21 protein-coding genes are annotated in these 18,594 nt (G+C 72.2%); 15 read left to right on the forward strand and 6 right to left on the reverse strand.

Going from position 1 to position 18,594, the window contains the following annotated elements; all coding sequences use genetic code 11:
• Positions 1–2: 2 nt before the first annotated feature.
• Genes ML5_RS06695 through ML5_RS06705 form a run of 3 tightly spaced genes read right to left on the reverse strand, consistent with a single transcriptional unit; the run spans position 3 to position 2,446 of the window.
• Positions 3–551, reverse strand: a complete 549-nt coding sequence (locus tag ML5_RS06695; RefSeq protein WP_013474172.1) for a GNAT family N-acetyltransferase — start codon at positions 549–551, stop codon at positions 3–5.
• Positions 552–596: 45 nt separating this feature from the next.
• A complete protein-coding gene (locus ML5_RS06700) occupies positions 597–1,496 on the reverse strand; it encodes a phosphotransferase family protein (protein WP_041784140.1) in 900 nt (299 codons plus the stop codon).
• Positions 1,493–2,446 carry a hypothetical protein gene (locus ML5_RS06705; protein ID WP_236619370.1) on the reverse strand — a complete coding sequence of 318 codons (954 nt, stop codon included), beginning with the start codon at positions 2,444–2,446 and terminating at the stop codon, positions 1,493–1,495. The genes ML5_RS06700 and ML5_RS06705 overlap by 4 nt, the downstream gene beginning before the upstream one ends.
• 796 nt (positions 2,447–3,242) lie before the next feature.
• Here ML5_RS06705 and ML5_RS06710 point away from each other — a divergent pair.
• The 6 genes from ML5_RS06710 to ML5_RS06735 all read left to right on the forward strand — a co-directional run bounded on the left by ML5_RS06710 (position 3,243) and on the right by ML5_RS06735 (position 6,844).
• Entirely contained in the window at positions 3,243–3,473 is a 231-nt protein-coding gene (locus ML5_RS06710) for a hypothetical protein (protein WP_013474174.1), read from the forward strand.
• On the forward strand, positions 3,470–3,712 hold the full coding sequence (locus ML5_RS06715) for a DivIVA domain-containing protein (RefSeq protein ID WP_013474175.1): 243 nt from the start codon (positions 3,470–3,472) through the stop codon (positions 3,710–3,712). The genes ML5_RS06710 and ML5_RS06715 overlap by 4 nt, the downstream gene beginning before the upstream one ends.
• The gene (locus tag ML5_RS06720) at positions 3,705–3,959 is read left to right on the forward strand and encodes a hypothetical protein (protein ID WP_013474176.1); all 255 of its coding nucleotides are present in this window, start codon (positions 3,705–3,707) and stop codon (positions 3,957–3,959) included. The genes ML5_RS06715 and ML5_RS06720 overlap by 8 nt, the downstream gene beginning before the upstream one ends.
• A gap of 140 nt (positions 3,960–4,099) precedes the next feature.
• Positions 4,100–4,927, forward strand: coding sequence for an SAM-dependent methyltransferase (locus ML5_RS06725; RefSeq protein WP_041784141.1), 828 nt, complete (start codon positions 4,100–4,102; stop codon positions 4,925–4,927).
• 129 nt (positions 4,928–5,056) lie between these two features.
• Positions 5,057–6,373: an AAA family ATPase gene (locus ML5_RS06730; RefSeq protein WP_013474178.1), complete on the forward strand. Its 1,317-nt coding sequence runs from the start codon at positions 5,057–5,059 to the stop codon at positions 6,371–6,373.
• Positions 6,374–6,586: 213 nt separating this feature from the next.
• Positions 6,587–6,844: a hypothetical protein gene (locus ML5_RS06735; protein ID WP_013284294.1), complete on the forward strand. Its 258-nt coding sequence runs from the start codon at positions 6,587–6,589 to the stop codon at positions 6,842–6,844.
• Here the strand turns inward: ML5_RS06735 and ML5_RS06740 are convergent.
• Positions 6,829–7,566 (reverse strand): hypothetical protein, encoded by a 738-nt coding sequence (locus ML5_RS06740; RefSeq protein WP_013284295.1) that lies wholly within the window; start codon positions 7,564–7,566, stop codon positions 6,829–6,831. The two genes, ML5_RS06735 and ML5_RS06740, sit on opposite strands and share 16 nt — an antisense overlap.
• A gap of 8 nt (positions 7,567–7,574) precedes the next feature.
• Positions 7,575–9,032 carry an NYN domain-containing protein gene (locus ML5_RS06745; RefSeq protein WP_013284296.1) on the reverse strand — a complete coding sequence of 486 codons (1,458 nt, stop codon included), beginning with the start codon at positions 9,030–9,032 and terminating at the stop codon, positions 7,575–7,577.
• A gap of 226 nt (positions 9,033–9,258) precedes the next feature.
• Here ML5_RS06745 and ML5_RS06750 point away from each other — a divergent pair, with 226 nt between their 5' ends.
• From ML5_RS06750 to ML5_RS06770, 5 genes are read left to right on the forward strand one after another with little or no spacing between them, the layout of a single operon-like run.
• Positions 9,259–10,851, forward strand: coding sequence for a nuclease-related domain-containing DEAD/DEAH box helicase (locus tag ML5_RS06750; protein ID WP_013474179.1), 1,593 nt, complete (start codon positions 9,259–9,261; stop codon positions 10,849–10,851).
• A complete protein-coding gene (locus ML5_RS06755) occupies positions 10,848–13,229 on the forward strand; it encodes a pentapeptide repeat-containing protein (RefSeq protein ID WP_013474180.1) in 2,382 nt (793 codons plus the stop codon). Before ML5_RS06750 ends, ML5_RS06755 begins: the two co-directional genes overlap by 4 nt.
• Before the next feature lie 50 nt (positions 13,230–13,279).
• On the forward strand, positions 13,280–13,585 hold the full coding sequence (locus ML5_RS06760) for a DUF6403 family protein (protein WP_013474181.1): 306 nt from the start codon (positions 13,280–13,282) through the stop codon (positions 13,583–13,585).
• Positions 13,582–14,931: a hypothetical protein gene (locus ML5_RS06765; protein ID WP_013474182.1), complete on the forward strand. Its 1,350-nt coding sequence runs from the start codon at positions 13,582–13,584 to the stop codon at positions 14,929–14,931. Before ML5_RS06760 ends, ML5_RS06765 begins: the two co-directional genes overlap by 4 nt.
• Positions 14,928–15,908, forward strand: a complete 981-nt coding sequence (locus ML5_RS06770) for a hypothetical protein (RefSeq protein WP_013474183.1) — start codon at positions 14,928–14,930, stop codon at positions 15,906–15,908. Before ML5_RS06765 ends, ML5_RS06770 begins: the two co-directional genes overlap by 4 nt.
• Before the next feature lie 27 nt (positions 15,909–15,935).
• On the opposite strand, the gene ML5_RS06775 is transcribed toward ML5_RS06770, so the two are convergent.
• A complete protein-coding gene (locus ML5_RS06775; RefSeq protein WP_013284302.1) occupies positions 15,936–16,502 on the reverse strand; it encodes a snapalysin family zinc-dependent metalloprotease in 567 nt (188 codons plus the stop codon).
• 116 nt (positions 16,503–16,618) lie between these two features.
• Here ML5_RS06775 and ML5_RS06780 point away from each other — a divergent pair, with 116 nt between their 5' ends.
• From ML5_RS06780 to ML5_RS06795, 4 genes are all read left to right on the forward strand, one after another.
• Positions 16,619–17,008, forward strand: a complete 390-nt coding sequence (locus ML5_RS06780; RefSeq protein ID WP_236619371.1) for a globin — start codon at positions 16,619–16,621, stop codon at positions 17,006–17,008.
• A gap of 152 nt (positions 17,009–17,160) precedes the next feature.
• Positions 17,161–17,874: a hypothetical protein gene (locus ML5_RS06785; protein ID WP_013284304.1), complete on the forward strand. Its 714-nt coding sequence runs from the start codon at positions 17,161–17,163 to the stop codon at positions 17,872–17,874.
• Positions 17,875–17,887: 13 nt separating this feature from the next.
• The gene (locus ML5_RS06790; protein ID WP_013284305.1) at positions 17,888–18,148 is read left to right on the forward strand and encodes a hypothetical protein; all 261 of its coding nucleotides are present in this window, start codon (positions 17,888–17,890) and stop codon (positions 18,146–18,148) included.
• Complete coding sequence (locus ML5_RS06795) at positions 18,145–18,552, forward strand: hypothetical protein (RefSeq protein WP_013284306.1); 408 nt, start codon at positions 18,145–18,147, stop codon at positions 18,550–18,552. The genes ML5_RS06790 and ML5_RS06795 overlap by 4 nt, the downstream gene beginning before the upstream one ends.
• Positions 18,553–18,594 lie beyond the last annotated feature (42 nt).

Here is an 18,594-nt window from a genome sequence, read left to right on the forward strand (position 1 = left end):
CATCACCGGCTCGACGCAATGGCTTTGATGCGGACCTCGAACAGCGGTGCTCCCTCCCGCGTGGGCCGGAGCCATCCGGCCGGTTGCCAACCCCAGGAGTCATACGCCTGCTGGGCGGCAACGTTGTCGGGTCGTACGAGCAGCGTGGCCCTTTCCTCCCGCCGCGTGCTCAGGAGCCGATCGTGGAGCGCCCGCGCGATACCCCGGCGTTGCCACGATCGCCGCACCAGCAGTTCGCAGACCGCGTATGTCCGTTGCCCGTCTTCGTCCGTGAAGCCGTCCGGTACCGGCTCGTGGATGCCGTCCCACCAATGCGAATCGGATCCGAGCGGGAAGCCGTACACGTAGCCGACCAGATCGTCATCGACCCTGGCCGCCACCAGCTCCCAGCCTTCCCGGGGCATGTGCGCGGCGAGCTGCTGTTCGTACCGCGCGGCCGTGTAGCGCGGGCCGTCGTCGGCGTGTGCGTCGAGGTATACGTCCACAAGCTGTTCCACCAGACCGTCGGCCTCCGCTGCGGTCTGGTGCCGTAGTCGCAGATTCTCCAGCACGAGCACAGGATCCCACCGGAGCGGCAGTCGCTCGCCGAGAGGCTCTCAGGCGAGATCGGCGAATGGCTTCCAACGTAGACCGTGGTCGCCTTGGGAAACTGACTGCAATCGCTTGGCAAATTCGGCCGCGACGCTCGCCGAACTCGCGAGAAGCGGCGTGGCGGCAGCGATCATTTTGAGCTCGCGGGCTTCCCGCAGAAGCGACCAGTTGCGGTCGGACATCACGTTGTACCCGTACGCCTCTGCGAGCGCCCGATGCGCCCCGGTCTTTCCGAACCGAGCCTCGCCCACAGCGACCGCCGCCAGGTCCACCTGCCAAGGGCCAAGACAAGTGGCGTCGAAGTCGCAGAGCAGGATGCCGCCGGACGCATCCCGGAGCAGGTTGCCGACGTGCGCGTCCCCGTGGATGAGCGACTGCTCCACGCGTCGGTTGAGATCGGCGACCTGCGGCTCCAAGCGGTCGCACCACGTCATCAGATAGTCATGGTCCTGTGCGCTCAAGCCGTCGGCATCCGCCAGGCGTCGACGCGCATCCCCGATCGGATCCCAGACGGCCAGCGGGAAGGGCGGGGGTCCGAGCGCATGAAACCGCCGCAGCGCCGAGCCGAGGTCATCCACCGTCGGAGTAGGCCCAGTGGGTGGCACGTAGGCCCATACCGAGGCGGCCAAGTCACCGACCGCAACCGGCTGCGCCACGCCAGGCGCCAGCCGGATCGTGGGCGCGTCCAGCTCGGCGAACCATCGCGCGAGCTGAACGACCTTCGTCACCCGATCCCGGAGCCGGTGCGTCCGCGCGATGCGGATGACGAGCCCGGAATCCGGCAACGCGAACACGGCGTTGTTCGTCAGCCGCAGGAGGCGGGCATCCTCGGTCTGAACCTCAAGCCCGCTGGCGATCTCCCGCATGGCGCGGGTCATCGCTTCTTCCGAGAACCGTCCGCTCATACCGTGGCCGCAGCTCGTGCGGTGAGTGTCCGATCGAATTCGGCAACGACAGGAAGGTGGCGGTGCCGTCCGAGATCGCGCCGCAGGTTGAGCACTCGATCAACCACTCGACTGGAACTCAGCGCACGCGACTGCTCGACCACGCGCGTGCCGACAGCGACCGCCCGCTCGGGCTCATCGGCGAGGAAGAGCGCACTACACAAGCCGACCTCGTTCAGGACCATGCTGCGGACGTTCGCCGGGCCGAAGGCGACGATCGCCTCTTCGACGCTCCGCACCGCCTGTGCCACGTGCGTGCCGGTCTGCCGGGCCATGTCGCGGTACACGCGGCCGTACTGGGCTAGCAGTTCGCCACGGTCGTAGAAGGCCATCCAGGTCGGCTCCCGTTCGGGATCCACACGCTCGAACTGATCACTCGCGCGACCGAGGAGGGTCAGCGCGCTTCGGTGGTCGCCGAGGGCGGCTATCGAGGCAGCCTCCGCGCCCCAAAGCAGCGCCCTCACCGCCGGTGTTGCCCGCGATTCCAGCTCCGAGCCGGCCAGTCGCAGAGCGGCCACGGCGTCCTGGTTGTGCCGAAGGTGTTGTAGCTGCTTGGCCTGGGAGTACCGAATCAAGGCCGCTAGCGGAGCGTCGTCAGCGGTTACCGCCGCCCGCTCGCCGGCGGCGAAATGCCGTTGGGCATCGGCGTGCCGGCCTGCGTCGAGCGCGGTCCAGCCCGCCAGTTGACGAGCCGCGGCGACCGCCGCGACCAGGCGCGGTGTCAGTCCGGCCGAGTGCGACCAGTCGAGCATCCGATACACCGACTCCGCGAATCGGGCTACCTCCCGATAGAGCAGGCCACCGCCGCATTCGTAGTCGACCGACCGATAGAGCTCCAGCACCGCGTTCAGCCGAGACACGTCCGCACTGCCGATGCGGCGCGGCTGGGGCTCCTCAGTGACGCCGACCAAGCCGGATCCTGCCGACACCGCCGCGATGCCAGCCAATAGAGTTCGCCGCCCCAGGTCTGGTGCTGCGCGATTCCCGTCGGCCCGGGCGCTCACCGGGGAGTCTGGACCGACTGCGAACCAGAGCCAATCCGGCGGGGATGCGGAGCACGGTCGCCCAATGCGTCAACCGGTCGAGATGCACCAGGGCTGGCCCGTTCTCGATCCGGCTCAACTGCGCCTGCGTGATCCCCAGCCACCCCGCGACGACGCTCTGCGGCAGCGGGCTCCGCCCGTGGTACGGGTGGTGGCGGTACGCCCGGATCACCTGCCCGAGATGCCGTCGGGCCAGCGCCGTCCGAACCGGTTCATGGTCCCAGAACGAATCGGGTACGGCGGGCGGCGTGCTGAGGCGGTCGCGTTCGGCGGCCTGGCAGGGCGCGCAGCGTCCCGTGCCGTTGTCGCGCGCCAGGCGGCCGCCGCAGCGGGGGCAGTTCGCAGGTGTCACCGGCAACCTCGCCGTTCGCGGAGAACCTGTGTCCGAAGTCGAGCCTAACCATTCAACCCGTTCCGGAGCGGCCCGGTATACGCGCCGTGCATATCGCACGGCGTCTCGTGATGGTGACCGAGCGTATGCAGTGTGTGTATGGCGGCCACGATCAGCAGGGCATGCGTCTCCTGCCGAGGAGGACTGAGGGTCAGCGCATGGCCCGGGGCGGGTGCCGGGCTCCGGTGGCACCGCGTCCCCCGATCGCGGCTCCCGCCGTCCCCGCCCGCCCCGGCGCCACTCCACGAGACCCCGACCCGGAGGCGCCCGCCGATGTCCGCCGTGCTCGCCGACTTCCCCGTCCTCACCCCTGTCACCGACGAGGAACTACTCGTCGCCGCGCTGGCCGTGCGCGTACACGTGCCCGAGCACTGGCCGCAGGGACCGCTGTGCCGCAGCGAGCGCGTCCCGTACCCCTGCCGGCTGGCCCGGTGGGGGAGGGCGACGCTCGCCGCGGCCGGGCTGCCCGACGAGGCCGTGGTGGTCGGGGCGGTGACGTCGTGATCTACGTGACCGGGGAGCGGATGCAGGCGTACCAGGTGCGCAGCGCCGTGTTCGACACCCGCTGGCGTGGGCTGGACCCGGCGCAGGTGCACGACTACCTGTGCCGGGTCGCCGACGAGATGGACCGCCTGCACCGGGAGCTCACCACGGCGCGCACCGAGTCGGAGCGGGTCCGTCAGGCGCTGCGGCAGTGGCAGTCCCGCCACAACGGCTGCCGGCGGCGCGGCCACGATGACTGAGCCGCGCTGGATAATCCACCTGCCGACCACGCTGACGTGCCGGGACGTCGCCGCCGAGTTGGCAGCCGCGCTCGCCCGGTCGCTCGGGCACCTGGATGCCGTCGACTTCGGTGAGACGACGCTCAGCGAGGAGGACGCGCAGCACCTGCGGCACCGGGTCTGGTGCGACATGCGGTTGCCCGGCGGCGGGCGCTGCGGACACCGGGATGGTCACGACGGGTGGTGCGAGGCGGCGGAGCTGCGATGACCTCGGCGTGTCGATCGATGAACGCCCTGGTGACGGGCCGGACCGGTGGGAGCGATCCCATCTGGGGCGACCATCCACCCTGTACGGTCGCTACACTCCCCGAAAACGCCCGGAACCGCCCACGGAGCCTGGAGACGCCTGTGACCCGCGACAAGGCCGCACCGCCCGGAATCGACGTCACCGTTCCCAGCGTGGCCCGGGTCTACGACTACTTCCTGGGCGGCAAGGACAACTTCGAGGTCGACCGGAAGGTCGCCGAGCACGCCCTGCGGATCACGCCGGACGGGCCGGCCGCCGGTCAGGCGAACCGGGCGTTCCTTCGCCGGGTGATCCGCCACCTCGTGACCGAGGCGGGCATCGACCAGTTCCTTGACATCGGGTCGGGGCTGCCCACCCAGGGCAACGTGCACGAGGTCGCGATCGAGCACAACCCGGCTGCCCGTGTCGTGTACGTGGACAACGACCCGATCGTCCTGGCGCACGGGCGGGCGCTGCTCGCCGCGGAGGGCACCGCGACGGTGATCCAGGCCGACATCCGCGAGCCGGAGGAGATCCTCAACGACCCGGACGTCCGCCGGTTCCTCGACTTCGACCGCCCGATCGGGCTGCTGCTCTTCGCGATCCTGCACCACATCGGCGACGACGAGGACCCGCGATCGGTCGCAGCGGCGTTGATCGACGCGCTGCCGTCCGGCAGTTACGTCGCGATCTCGCACTTCCGTGACCCGGGTGAGCGGGATCCGGAGGGTTCCCGCAAGGCCCGCGAGGTCGAGCGGGTGTTCAACGAGTCGCTCGGCACCGGTCGTTGGCGTACCGACGAGGAGATCCTCGCCTTCGCCGACGGGCTGACGCCGCTGGAGCCGGGCCTGGTGCCGCTGGCCGAGTGGCGTCCGGACCCGGACGCGCCGGCCCCGCAGCAAACCGACACCTACCACACCTTCGTCGGGCTGCTCGCCCGCAAGCCGTAGGCGTCCGCTCGCGGACGCTGCGAGCCCTCGACGGTACGACCCGAAGCGCAGGTGCCGGAGCCGCGCCCAGGTGGCACGTGTTAAGAAGGGGCCCCGCCTCTACCGGAGACGTTAAAAGGGGGCCCTTCCTTGCACGAAGCCGAGCAGGTGATCCAGCGTGTGCTGCGGGATCTGCGCGACGGCACGCACCGCGGCGTCGTCGTGGACTCGCCACCCGGCGCCGGGAAGTCCACCCTCGTCGTCCGCGCCGCCGTCGAGACCGCCGCCACCGGCGATCCGCTGATGATCGTGGCGCAGACCAACGAGCAGGTGGACGACCTCATCGACCGGCTCGGCCGCAGGGCGCCGGAGCTGCGCGTCGGGCGGCTCTCCGCCACCGACTACCGGTCCACCGAGCGGGTCACCGCCCATCCGGCGGTCCGGGTCGCGGCGAAGGTCGCCGACCTGGGCGGCCCGGCGGTCACCATCGGTACGGCGGCCAAGTGGGCCACTGTCACCGAGGGGAGCTGGCCGTGGGCGATCGTGGACGAGGCGTACCAGATGCGCGCGGACGCGCTGCTGCGCGTGGCGGGGCGGTTCGAGCGGGCGCTGTTCGTCGGCGACCCCGGTCAGCTCGATCCGTTCAGCACCGTGGAGACGTTCCGCTGGACCGGCCTGACCTGGGATCCGATGCAGTCGGCGGTGGCCACGCTGCTGCGGCACAACCCGGAGCTGCCGGTGCACCGGCTGCCGGTGTCGTGGCGGCTGCCCGACTCGGCCGCCCCGGTGGTGTCCGCCGCGTTCTACCCGTTCACCGGGTTCCGCGCCGGGACCGGGCCGTCCGACCGGGCGCTGACGTTCACCGAGGCGGGTGCGGGTGACGCCTACGACGCCTCGGTCGAGGTGGCCGCCGCCACCGGCTGGGCGTTGCACGAGCTGCCCGCCCGGCACACCGTGCGTACCGACGGGGAGGCTGCCGCGGCCTGCGCGGAGCTGGCGTTGCGGGTGCTGCGGCGCGGCGCGGTCGCGGTGAGCGAGGCCGCGCCGGGCGGCGCGCCGGTCACCGCGGACCGGATCGCCGTCGGGGCCGCGCACCGCGACCAGGTCGCGGCCATCCGGTCCCGGCTGGGCGCGGCCGGGGCGGGCATCACAGTCGACACCGCCAACCGGCTCCAGGGCCGGGAGTACGACGTGACGATCGTGCTGCACCCGCTCTCCGGCCGGCGCGACGCCACCGCGTTCCACCTGGAGTCGGGGCGGCTGTGCGTGCTGGCGTCACGGCACCGGCACGCGTGCGTGGTGGTGGCGCGGGCCGGGATCGGTGAGCTGCTCGACGCGTATCCGTCGACCGAGCGGGTGCACCTGGACGTGCCGGTGAAGTTCCCGGACGGCTGGGAGGCCAACCAGACGGTGCTGACCCACCTCGATGCCCACCGGGCCGGACGAGGGGTTGTTCGGATGGCATGATCGGCGTCTCAACTCGTACGGGTGACCGAGTTGACGCTTGCGGAGGGTGACCCTAACCTTGCTCGTAGGGGAGATGGTGGCTGGCGACGATGAGCTGACATGTAGTCGTTGTCCGAGCCGTCTCAATACCCGGCCCCAGCCTCGTGCTGGGGCTTTCCCCTTTCCGGCCGTTCGGGTGTTCCGGCGGTTGCGGTCGGTGGGCACGATGGCCGGATGCACCCTCACGACCCGTACTACCAGGATCCGTACCAGCCGGATCCGTACCAGCAGCAGGCGCACTACCCGCCGCCGCAGTACCCGCCGCAGGCGTTCGTGCAGCCGCCGCCGGCCCAGGAGAACGGCAGGTGGGCGATAGTCCTCTGGGTCGCGGTGCCGGCGCTGCTGGTGATCCTGTGTTGTGCCGGATGTGTCCTCTCCGGGTTCGCGGGCGGGTTCGTGGAGGGCTTCAACGAGGGCTATTCGTCGTCGTAGGAGTGCTGCCACGCGCCGCGTCCCCGCGGGTCGAACAGTGCGGTCGTCCGGCGGGCGTTGGCGAAGACGTCGACGTAGTGCAGGTCGAGCTGGTAGGCGATGGCCGGCCCGGTGTCCCGCGCCACCATCGCCCGCAACCGCTCCGGTGTCGGTCGCCCGTCGTGGCTCAGCACGGCCGCCAGCACGCCGCTCCGGCCCGCGCCGAGCGCGGACACCCCGGTGACCGGGCCGCTGCGGCCGTCCGAGCACCACAGCGTCCCGCTGACCCGCAGCGCCGGCCCCTCGCCGACGTTCTCCACCGGGACGACCAGACGGTTCTTCGTGATCGCGAGGAATGCGTACGCCGGCTCCGGCGCCGAGGCGAGCGCGAACCGGTCCTCGGCGGGCGGGTGGTGCGTCACCATGCCGCCGGAGTCCGGAAAGGCCACCGCCTGGTGTACCGGGAGCAGCAGCGGGTACCGGCTCAGCACCAGTGAGCGGCGGGTCTCCTCCAGCTGCCGGTCGGTGCGGGCCAGCGCCTGCCGGGAGAGGTGGATCGCCGCGAGCGCGCCGACCGTGGAGGCGATGACGGCGAAGGAGCCGACGATCGGGGCGGCCCGCTGACCGGGGCCGGCGACCGCCACCACCACGGCGGCCACTGCGGCGCAGGTCGCCACCGCCCCGGCGAACACCAGCCCGTGGCGTCCGACGGCGTTGAGGCGGGCCCGGACCCGGCGGAGCACGACGGCCCCTAGGCGAACGACGATCCGGCGTCGCCCCATCGGGTACGCGGAACGGTGACCTTCTCGTCCCGCCAGGTGAGCGCCCGGGACTGGGCGAGAACCCGCAGGATCCGGTGCCGGTCGCGGGAGTCGTAGCCGAACACCGGCTCCGCCCGGGTCCGGTCCCGGACCGTCATGAACTCCAGGATCTCGTTCTCCGGCACCGGGCTCGGGCCGCGATCGGCGAACGCGCGGTACAGCTCGTGGTAGGCGTTCTCGATCGGCCGGACGAACGCCGAGTCGGTGGCGATCGCGTGACGGTCGCCGTCGACCGCGACCGCGTCGATCACGCCGGCCGTGGCGGCGTACCGGATGGCCTGGCTGACCGCGCCGGCGGCGCGTCGGTTCGGCCCCTGTCCGACACCGCCGGCGCCGATCAGCCCGGACAGCTTCCGGTACGGGATGGAACGCCGCTGCTGCCGGAAGGACTCCATGGTCAGGGCCGCGTGCACCCGCCACAGCGGCTCCAGATAGCCCAGGGCGAGATCGTCGGTGGTCACCGAGTACGTGTCGTCGGCGCCCCGGCGCACCAGCCGCACGGCGGTGAGCGCGTCGAGCACGCGCAACAGCCGCGATCCGTCGTCGGACTGGAACGGCCCGCTGCGGAGCTGGGTGGCGGTCAGCCCTTTCGGCCGGGCCGCCAGGCGCCGCACGGCGTAGTCGACGGCGACGAGATCGGTGAACCGGCCGGCGTTCAGGTCGACGTAGACGCGGGTCATCGGGCGGGGCAGGAAACCGTCCTTGGCGCGTACCGCCGCGTCGGTGCGGGTGACCTTCTGCCCGATGGACTCGATGAGCGCCCAGTACCGCAGTTCGTCCTCGTCGGGCAGGACGCCCCACTGCGCCAGCGTCGCGGTGCGCTCGGCCTGTTCCCGTCCGCCCAGGATGACACCGCGTCGTTGCAGTTCGACCAGGCCGAGCAGGGCCTTGCAGTCGGCGGCGGGCGGCTGCCGGAGCGAGTAGATGTCGTCGATGCAGATCGAGTCGAGCCCCGGCAGCGTGAGGATGCTCCGGAACTGCGGGGAGAGCCGGTCCGGGTCGCCGTAGACGACCGTCACCCGGCAGCCGTCCCGCAGCAGGCGGCGGATCAACGGAATGAAGTCCTGGTCACCGGTGACCAGCACGAACTGACCGCAGCCCTGGTGGAGGTAGTCCATGGCGAGCACGGTGAGGTGGATGTCGGCCTGTTCCTTCAGGCTGACCACCACCTCGGCGTCGATGAGGTGCTCCGTCATGGCGGTGGTGATGCTGCCGTCGAACCGCACCGCCGCCATGTGCTTGTACTGGAGGTGGCCACCGCACCTGGTGGTCGCGTCGCTCCAGAGCGCGTCGACGATGCCCCGCTCGACCAGGTGGCCACGACCGATGACGGCGCCGGCCAGGTTGTCCCAGTCGACGAGCAGGACGCCCGTGTTCCCGACCGGCATGCGCATTCCTCCCCGAGCTGATCGAGGTGCTTGTATCCGAATTCTGGCCCCCCGTCCTGCCGTTGCCGCTTCATCCGTTCGGGCACGATGCCTGTCAGTTCGGTGTGCGGTGCGTGACCTCAAGGTGACCGATCGTCTACAGAAGACGGTAATTCAGGTGGTGGAATGCCTGGCTGCCGCCCACCGACAATGAGGTTTCCTGTTCGTCTTCCGCCCGGAGGCGGTCTTGGCGCGCTTCTTCCCGCGGCATCAGCGAACGAACGCCACGCGCGGCGAGCGGGTCGTCTTCGAGCGTCTCCGCTCCCTGAACGACTCGTGGTGCGTGCTGCACAACCTGGCGTACGTCGACTCCGGCCAGGCCCGGCTCCGGATCGGTGAGACCGACTTCGTCCTGCTCCATCCCCGGCACGGGCTGCTGATCATGGAGGTCAAGGACGGCGGCTACCGGGTCACCGACCGGCAGTGGTTCGCCTCCCGGCGCGGCGCCGACGTGCCGCTCGGCGATCCGTTCGACCAGGCGGTGCGCAACCGGTACGCGCTGGCCAACTGGCTGCGCCGCAGCACGGGTATCCGGCAGGTGCCGGCCGGGCACTGCGTCGTGTTCACCGACGGGCGGCCGTCGGGCAACCTCGGTCCGCACGCCCCGGACACGATCGTGCTGACCGCAGCCTCGCTGGAGCATGCGCCGGTCCTGGTGGAACGCGTCATGGCCCACTGGGACCAGCGCGGATGGACCAGCCGGTCGGACTTCGAGCAGGCGTTGGCGGCGCTGGCGCCGAGCGCGGTGGTCGCGCGCACCCTGCGCTACGACGTCGACCTGGCCGCTGACGACCTGGACCGCCTGACCCGGCGCCAGATCCAGCTCACCGGGCGGCAGTTGGAGGTGCTGGCGGGCACGTCCCGCCGCCCGGCGTCGCTCGTACTCGGCGCGGCGGGCACCGGCAAGACCCTGCTGGCCCAGGAACGGGCGCGGGAGCTGGCGGCCCGCGGGCTGCGCGTGGCGGTGATCGGGCAGCAGCGTGACCTGCGCCTGGAGATCCGCCGCCAGTTGCGGGTACCGGGGGTGAGCTCCGGCGATCCGCAGGACGTCCTGTGCGACCTGTTCGGGGCCGACCGGATCGGCGGGTACGAGGGCGAGCCGTTGTGGGCCACCGTGCTGAGCCTGGTCGAGGCGTACGGGCGACCGCTGGACTGCCTCATCGTGGACGAGGCGCAGAGCCACGACGAGGACCTGCTGGTGGCGTTGCGCGAACTCGTCCGGCCGGACGGCTCGGTCGTGCTGTTCGCCGACCCGTACCAGCGGGACCGGTCCGGCACGTGGCGTCCGGACGGGGCGTTCAACGAGTTCTGGCTGACCGAGAACTGCCGCAACACGCTGCCCATCGCCAAGTTGGTGGCACGCGTCTCCGGGGCGCACACGCCGTTCACCGGCCCGGACGGCCGGCGGCCCCGGTTCACCGACGGCACGGCGGATCTCGTCGGGGCCTGCGTGGACGCGGTCGTGGAGATCGTGAAGGACCTGGCGACCAGCCAGGCGGTCCTGGTGACCGCGACGCAGGGCAGCCATGCCGCGATCCGCCGGGCACTGGCCGGCCAGGGCGTGCGGGTCAGCCCCGGACTGCGCGGTGACGGCCTGGCGGTGTGCACGGTGCGTCAGTTCCACGGGTGCGAGGCACCGGCCGTTGTCTACGCCGACGACGGGGACGAGGACTGGACGACCAGCTACATCGCGGTCAGCCGGGCCTGCGCGTTCCTGCACGTCGTCGGCGGTCACGACAGATGGGAACCCTTCCGATTCCTGATGGAGGATGATCGATGACGCTCTACGACGAGGCGGTGACGTTCCTCGAGTCGGAGGGGTGGTCGGTTCCCGTGCAGACGCGGGCCGAGGTGGTCCGGGCCCGCCGTGCGGCGTACGCGGACAACAGCGAGCACATGACCGTCTGGTGCCCCGCGGTCCCGGACGCCGACGACCTGCACCGGCGGGAGGCGAGCCTTCTGCAACGCTTCGCCGAGGAGGCCCGTACGCCGGGGGCGAAGTTCCTGCTCGTGGAGTCCACCCAGGGCCTGTCGACGGAGTTCCGCAGGCTTGCCAAGCACGAGTTCAACGTGGACATCCGGGTGCCGATCCAGTTCTTCGACGCCCGGTTCAAGTGGGACGACTCACCGACGTCGGCGATGGCCGGCACCGCCGCGCAGCAACTGTCCCGGGACGGGGAGTCGGCGGCCCGCCGGCGGACACCGCAGCCCTTCCGGGCGGTGGGTACCGGCGCGGTCGGCGACGACCTGCTGACCGAGCTGGCCCGCCGGTTCGACAGCCAGAGCGGATGGGACCGCCCGATCGTCCTGGTGACCGCGCCCGCCGGTTTCGGCAAGAGCGTGCTGTTCCAGTCGCTGTTCGCGACGCTCTACGCCAACTTCCAGAAGGCGAAGAAGCAGCTCCGCCGTGCCTACCGGCCGTTGCCGCTGCTGCCCGACTACGCCGCGCTGGCGAGCGCGCCGGCGTTGGGCCCGATGGTCGACGCCCTGTTGCAGACCGAGGTCGCCCGCCCGGTCAAGCAGCCCACCTTCCAGTGGATGCTCACCCGGGGCTTCGCGAGCTGGCTGCTGGACGGGCTGGACGAGGTCATCGCCCAGGACCCCGACTTCTTCGAGTACATCCGTGAGATCGTGGCCCGGCCGGACAACCCGACCACGCCGCGCATCCTGCTCTGCGTCCGGGACTCGCTGCTCAGCTCCAACCAGGCACTGCGTGACTTCCTCGCGGTGGCGCACGAGTACGTCGAGGAGTTCCGCCTGCTGCCCTGGCGACCCGAGTCGATCCGCACGTTCGCGCGGATCCGCCTTCAGGACGACGACCAACGCCTGCTCGACATCGTCGACGCGAAGCCGCAGCTGATGCGGCTCTGCGGTACCCCGTACTACGCCGAACTGCTGGCCGAGCGGGTCGCGCTCGGTCAGACCGACGGCATCCCGGACGACTACTCGGAGATGGACCTGGTCCACGACGCGGTGGACGCGATCATGGACCGGGAGTACAAGAAGGAGCAGTTGCAGGAGAACGTCGTCAACCGGGCGGATCTCCTCGACATCATCAGCGACGTCGCGGTCGCCGAGCTGGAGAACGACAACCGGGGTGTGCCGGTCCACGAGATCGGCGAACTCGCCGCCTTCGTGCTCCCGGCCGACCTCTCCGACGTGGAGCGGGAACGCTGCACCGACGCCATCTGCCGCCTGCCGGTCTTCCGTGCCGCGTCGGAGCGGCAGCGGGTGCGCTTCGCCCAGGACGTCATCTTCGAGCATCAGATCGGCGACCGGGCCGCCCGGTACTTCGCGGTGAACCCGGTGCGATTCGCGCAACTGCTGGACTGCCGGCCCTTCCCGCCGGACTCCTTCGCCATCCGCGTGTTGTGCGCGCGGATCAGGGAACTCGCCGCCGGTGAGGAACTGCTCACCCGGCTGGCGAGCGCGACCACGGCGCCGACCGCGTTCCGCAACATGCTCCAGGTGCTGCTCGGGCTTCCCGACTGCGACCGGCTGCTGCCGCACGCTCCGCTGGAACGGCAGAACCTGTCCGGGCTGACCTTCGCGAACCTGTCGCTGGCCGAGGTCAGCTTCCGCGGCGCGAACCTGGAGTCGACCCGCTTCCAGAACTGCGAGATGGCCGGTTGTGACCTGTCCGACGCGACGCTGCACGGCACTCGCTTCGACGCCTGCCTGCCGAGTCTGGCCGAGGCCGACTTCGGGCAGCTCACCGGCTTCGTCTCGGTCGAGATCGACAGCCGTCCGGCGATCGAGGACGTCAACGACTTCGTCCGCCTGCTCGGCGGTGACGGCCGCCGGGAGCGCCACTTCGTCGGTCCCTGCCCCACCGCGTTGCAACTGCGGTTCCTGTTCCTGAAGTTCGTCCGGCCGGACGGGCACTACCGGCGCGATTCGCTCGACGAGAAGGGCCTGCTGTCGGGCCGTCGCATCGTCGACCCGGCCTCGGTGCTCAACGGCGCGGTGCGGGCCGGCTTCCTCACCGCCATCCCGAAGCGTCGCCGCTACGAGCGCACCCACAACCAGCTCTACGCGGACATGGTGGGCTTTGCGCAGAACCTGCGGGTGACGCCGGCCATCCGCGCGTTGCTGGAGGACACCTGCCGGGTGGAGGGGTGCCCGCACGTGGTCCACGAGAACGCGGGCGCCGGCTGAGCCGCCGCCCTCGGCGCGCGGCGCTGGCGGCGGTGCGTTAGACAGGGATCATGACCGCGAGCGTGCTGCCCTGGCTGGGCGGGGGAGTGGTGGCGGTGGCCGCCGGTTTCCTCGCCGTGTCGCTGCCCCGGCGCCGCGTCCGGGCCGAGGGCCGGCGAGTCGCCTGGTCGTCGGCGCGGGCGGCGATCCACGACGCCACAGTGAGCCGGGACGCGTCTTCGGCGACGGTGCCGGAGGCCGAGCGGCTGCTGGCCCACGCCGAGATGCTCGCCGCCGGGCGCGGCGGCGCCGACGCGGCCCGCGCGGCGGCCGAGCACGCCCGCCGCGCCGACGAGCTGTGGCGGGCCGGGCGGTGACGAGGGTACGCCGGGAGCTGCTGCGCTGGTCGCTGCTGGCCGCCGCGGCGGCGGTGCTCGTGGTGTTCCTGGTGGCGCAGCGGCAGAGCGTGGAGGTCAGCTACGGGCGTTCCCCGTCGACGGCCGCGCTGCCCGAGGGCTCGGCCGGGGAGTTGAGCGACGCGAGCGTGCCCTCGGTCGAGGAGATGACGGCGCTCGTGGCCGCCGATCCGGTGGTCCGGCTGCCGGGTGCGGTCGCGCGCTGGGACGAGCAGCGGGTCCGGGCCGCCGTCGGTGACCGGGGCACCCGCATCCTGGTCGCCCCGCCCGGTCTGGACGAGGCCGAACGCCGGCGGGTGAAGGACGTGGAGAACGCCGAGATCCGGATCGTCGGCACCGAGGTCAGCGGCGGGCTCTACGTGGCCTCGCCGGACGACCTGCCGGGCTGGCGGGCCCGGTTCGCCACCGGCGACGTGACCGGCTCGGTGCTCGCGCTGCTGGCCGCGCTGCACGACCAGCCGACCCCGCCGGACGGCGACGACCTGCGCTGGCGGGAGCCGACCGGCCCGGAACTGGCCCCGGTGGTCGCCGCGCTGCGCGCCACCGGCCGGTACGTGGGCCCCGGCGCCACGCTGGCCCGGCTGCCGGAGAAGGCCGCGAGCGCCGCGTTCCCGGACGGCGCCTGGTTCGTGGTGCTGCCTGCCCAGCCGTATGGGGAACCGCTGCCCGCGTACGGGCCGGCGCTGCACCGGCTCGCCCCGGACCAGCCGCTGGTGGTGATGTACGGCGACTGGATCGAGTACCACGGTCCGGGTGCGGCGTCGTTCGCCGAGGTGGCGGGCGCGAGCTTCTACGCCCAGTTCGGCGGACGGCTCGGCCGTTACGCCTATCCCCAGCAGAACGTGCTCGGCGCGTATCTGGCCCAGGTCACCGACGTGCGGTACGCGGGGCTGTTCGACCGTCCGCTGCCGTACCGGCCGTTCGACCCGCTGCGGGTGGCGTTGCCGGCGCTGCCCTGGATCTTCGCCGGGTGCGTGGCGGGTTTCGTGGTGCTGTCGATCCGTACCGTGCGGGGGTCCGGCCGCCGTCCCGCCGACGTCGGTCCGGGTGGCACGCCGGCCCGGCTGGCCGGGCTCTCCGCGCTGGCTGTGGAGTTGTCGCTGCTCACCGACGCGCGCAGCGACCCGGCGCTGGTCCGGGGGGTCGGCCGGTTGCGGGCGGCCCGGGACGCGTTCGACGAGGGGTTGCCCGACCGGCACGTACGCGAACTGCTCGCCGACGCGGCGGCCGAGCTGGACGACGTGGCCCGGGACGTGCGGATGCCCGGCTACCGGCCGGACGTCTACCTGCGGGCGAGGCTGTCGTGAGCCGCGTCGCGACCCGTCCCGAGCGGACGGCGACCCGTCGTGGCGTGGCGGCGACCGGCCCGCGCCGGCTGCTCGGCCGCCTGGTCGGCACCGCGTTCGGCCGGGCGGTGCTCGCCTGCCTGGCGCTGGCCGGCTGGGCGCTGTGGACCGGAGGCATCCTGGACGGTCCGGCCGCCCGGCAGGTACGCGGCTCCTCGGTCTACGCGGCGCCCGGAGTGGACCTGGACCGGGCCGCCGCCGAACGGGTCATCGGCAACCGGCGGCTGGTGGTGCTGATCATGGAGCCGGGCGCCGACCTGCGGGAGGCGTGCGACGACACCGAACGCGCCACCCAGGGCACGCTGGTGCTGGCGATGAGCCGCGACGGCGAGGACTGGGACACGTACGGCTGCTCCCGCCTCGGCGGCGACGGCCCGCGTGACCTCGGGCGGGCCATGGTCGCCGAGACCACGATCAGCCGGGGCGCCGACGCGTTCGTGGACCGGCCGGTCGAGGCGCTGAAGGTGATCGTGCTCAACTACGACCGGCTGGTCCGGGCCGGTCTGGTGCCTGACGGCGCCCGTACCATCAGCCCGTCGCTGCCCCGGTATCTGCTGGCCGGCGGCGCGGTGGCCGGGGTCGTGGCCGGTGCGGCGGTGCTCTGGCTGGGCGGCCGGCGGGCCGGACGCCTGGCCGACGCGCGCCGGGCCGGGCGGGACGCACGCGCCGACGAGCGGGCCGCGCTCGGTGCCGCCACCGCGGTTCTCGCCCAGCAGATCATCGACCTGGACCGGTACGTCGGGCCGGTCGCCCCGGCGCACCGGCGGCTGGCCGCCGACTACGTCGGCCTGCTCGACGAGGTGTCCGACGTGGACGGGAACGCCGAGGCGCTGCGCCGGCTCCGGGAGCGGGTCGAAGGGCTGAGCCGCCGCGCGGCGGATCTCGCCGACGACGCCGCGTCGGGTCGGCGCGGGACGCGCGGACGGGGCCGGCGGTGACCCGCCGACCCCGTCGTCACTGCGTCGTCAGCGCTGGGCGCCCACCGTCGAGGCGGCCGGCCAGCTGCCGGTGAAGACCTGGGCGGGCGTCGCGCTGCGGGCGGCGAAGCCGAACAGCGAGTCGACCCGGGCGGCCTCGGTGGAGCTGGGGTACGGGTTGGTGCAGCTCGTGCCGGCGCTGCCACCGGACATCAGGATGGCGCAGTTGCCGTTGTAGTTGTCCGGCAGGCCGAGGATGTGGCCGATCTCGTGCGTCATGATGCGCAGCGGCGAGTACTGCTGGGCCTGGTAGTAGTCGATCACCACGCGGCCGTTGCCGAGGCTGGTGCGCTGGGCGTACGAGCCGCCGCCGTAGGTGTAGGTGATCCGCAGGTTGGACCCGCACTGGGCCATGTTGATGTTGTTCGTGTAGTTGTTCCAGATCGCCGCCGCCTGCACCGCCGTGTTGGCGAACGGGCCGGCCTGGCTGATGTTGTAGCAGACGTTGCGGACGGCGGCGGAGGCCGGAGCCGGGTTGACGGCTACCGCGCCGAGCGCTGCCAGCGTCGCGGCCGCGAGGGTGGCGAGGATCCGGGACAGCTTGGGCTTACGCATGGTTCACACTCCTTGGGATGGGGGGTGAGCGGAACGCCGCCAGCCTATAGATAGGTATTCATCGATATCAAGGGTTGCGATGAACTGACCGGACTCGATCATCCGTACCCCTGGTCGTGCGGACCACGGAGGTGGCGACCTGTTCCCGCGAGCCCTGCGACCGGCTCGGCCCGGTCGCCGTGCGCGCGGCGGTGCACCGCTGGCTGCGGCTGATCGCGGCCGACGCGGAGTTGGCGCCGTACCTGATCGGGGTGGACCGCCAGCGGCTCGCCGCGCTGTTCACCGCCCGGCTGGGCGCGGCGCTCGGCGGGGTGCGGCGGGGTTCGGACGGCGACCCCGCGGACGCCGGCGGACCGGCCCTCGGTGGATCGCGGCGCCCGCCGCTGACCGGGGAGCAGCGCTGGCGCGTCCTGGACTACCTGGCCGCCGCGCTCTGGGCGCTCGATCTGCCGGCGGCGACGGTAGCCGACGCGCAGCGGGCCGTCGCCGGGTTGCTCCGCGCCTGAGCGACGGCGGGTCGCGTGAATGCGGCACAGGAACAGTCGTTCACGCCGCCGGGTATCCCCGGCTTTCCTGTCGACCTCCCGTCACACAGGGTGTTTTCCTGATCGCTTCCGGTCGATAACGTCGGGCCACTGCCGTCGACGAAGGGCCGACGATGAACGACAACGGACACCCATTCGACCGTCGGCGACTGCTCGCCGGCGCGGCGGCGGCCTCGGCGGTCACAGTGACCGGCCTGGCCGTCGCCTCCACCACCGGCGCCGCGGCGGCCGCTCCGAGCCGCCCCGCGACGCCGCTCATCACCAGGGATCGCATCGCCACCGCCGCGCTGCGCGCGCCCGACGGGTCCGCGCTCGCGGTCGCCGTCCAGGCCGACTTCCACGCCCGGCTCGCCGCCTGGCTGGCGTTCTGGTCGGCGAACTCGCCGTCGGCCTGGAGCGTGCCGGTGCAGGTGGTCGCCCGGATCGAGGCGGCCGGCGACGCGCTGGTGCTGCACGGGATCCGGCACCGCCGCGACGACGAGCTGCGCGCCGGCTTCGCCGCCGGCCGGCGGGACGCCACCCACCTGGCCACGCTGGCCAGCCTGCACCACCACTTCCCGAGCGTGCGGGTCCGCCCGGACGGCACGATCCGGGTCGCCGACGGACCCGCCGGGTTCACCGGCGCGCCGGAACAGGTCGCCTTCGCGGTCGCGGCCTGCCGCGAACTGTGGGGCGACGCGGCGGCGACCGTCCACCGCTGGGCGGAGCACGCCGCCCGGGTGCTCGCCCGCGCCGGGCACCGCACCGACGCCGCCTCGCACGCCGGCTGGGCGGCCTTCACCCGCACCAGCCTGCGTCGCGGGCTGGGCACCGAATCGTACGAGTGACCGGAGGTAGCACATGGCCCGCAACGAGTTCCGCTTCGTGGTCGACGGCGTCGACCTGAGCCCCGAGCAGCAGACCCTGATCGCCGCGGAGATCCAGAAGGCCGGCCTGGCCGCCCTGCGTACCGCCGACGCCAAGCTGACCAACCCGCTGACCGTCGGTCACGGCAACATCAAGCTGCGTCCCGAGTGGTACGGCCTCTGGGTCATCGACGGCCCGTTCGCCCAGGACCTCGGGCAGAAGATCAACGACATCGGGTTCTGGATCCAGCGGTGACCGACGCCGCCCGGCCGGCCGGCACGCCGGAGCGGATGTGCCCGAGCACCCCGGCGTCGAACGCCACCGTGTTCCTCGGCATGATCACTCCGGCGGGCCGGGTGGCCTACGTGACCCCGGCCGTACCGGCCGAGGTGGCGCTCGCCGGGCTCGGTGACTCCGACGAGCCGATCGAGTCGCGGGCCCGGCTCGCCGGCCCGTGCGTCACCTCGTCCTGCGGCTTCTGGACCGGCTCGCACTGCGGGCTGGGCGCCCGGATGGCCGCCTCGTACGCCGAGACCGCCCCGCCCGCGGAGGAGACGCTGCCGAAGTGCGCGATCCGGCGTACCTGCCGGTGGTTCGCCGAACAGGGACCGGCCGCCTGTCCGGCGTGCGCGCACGTCGTCACCGACGCGCGGATCTGAACGCTCCCCGGTTTGTCGGACCCTTCGACTAGCGTCGTGAGG

This window comes from Micromonospora sp. L5, from assembly GCF_000177655.2.
GTDB classification, from domain to species: Bacteria; Actinomycetota; Actinomycetes; order Mycobacteriales; family Micromonosporaceae; genus Micromonospora; species Micromonospora aurantiaca.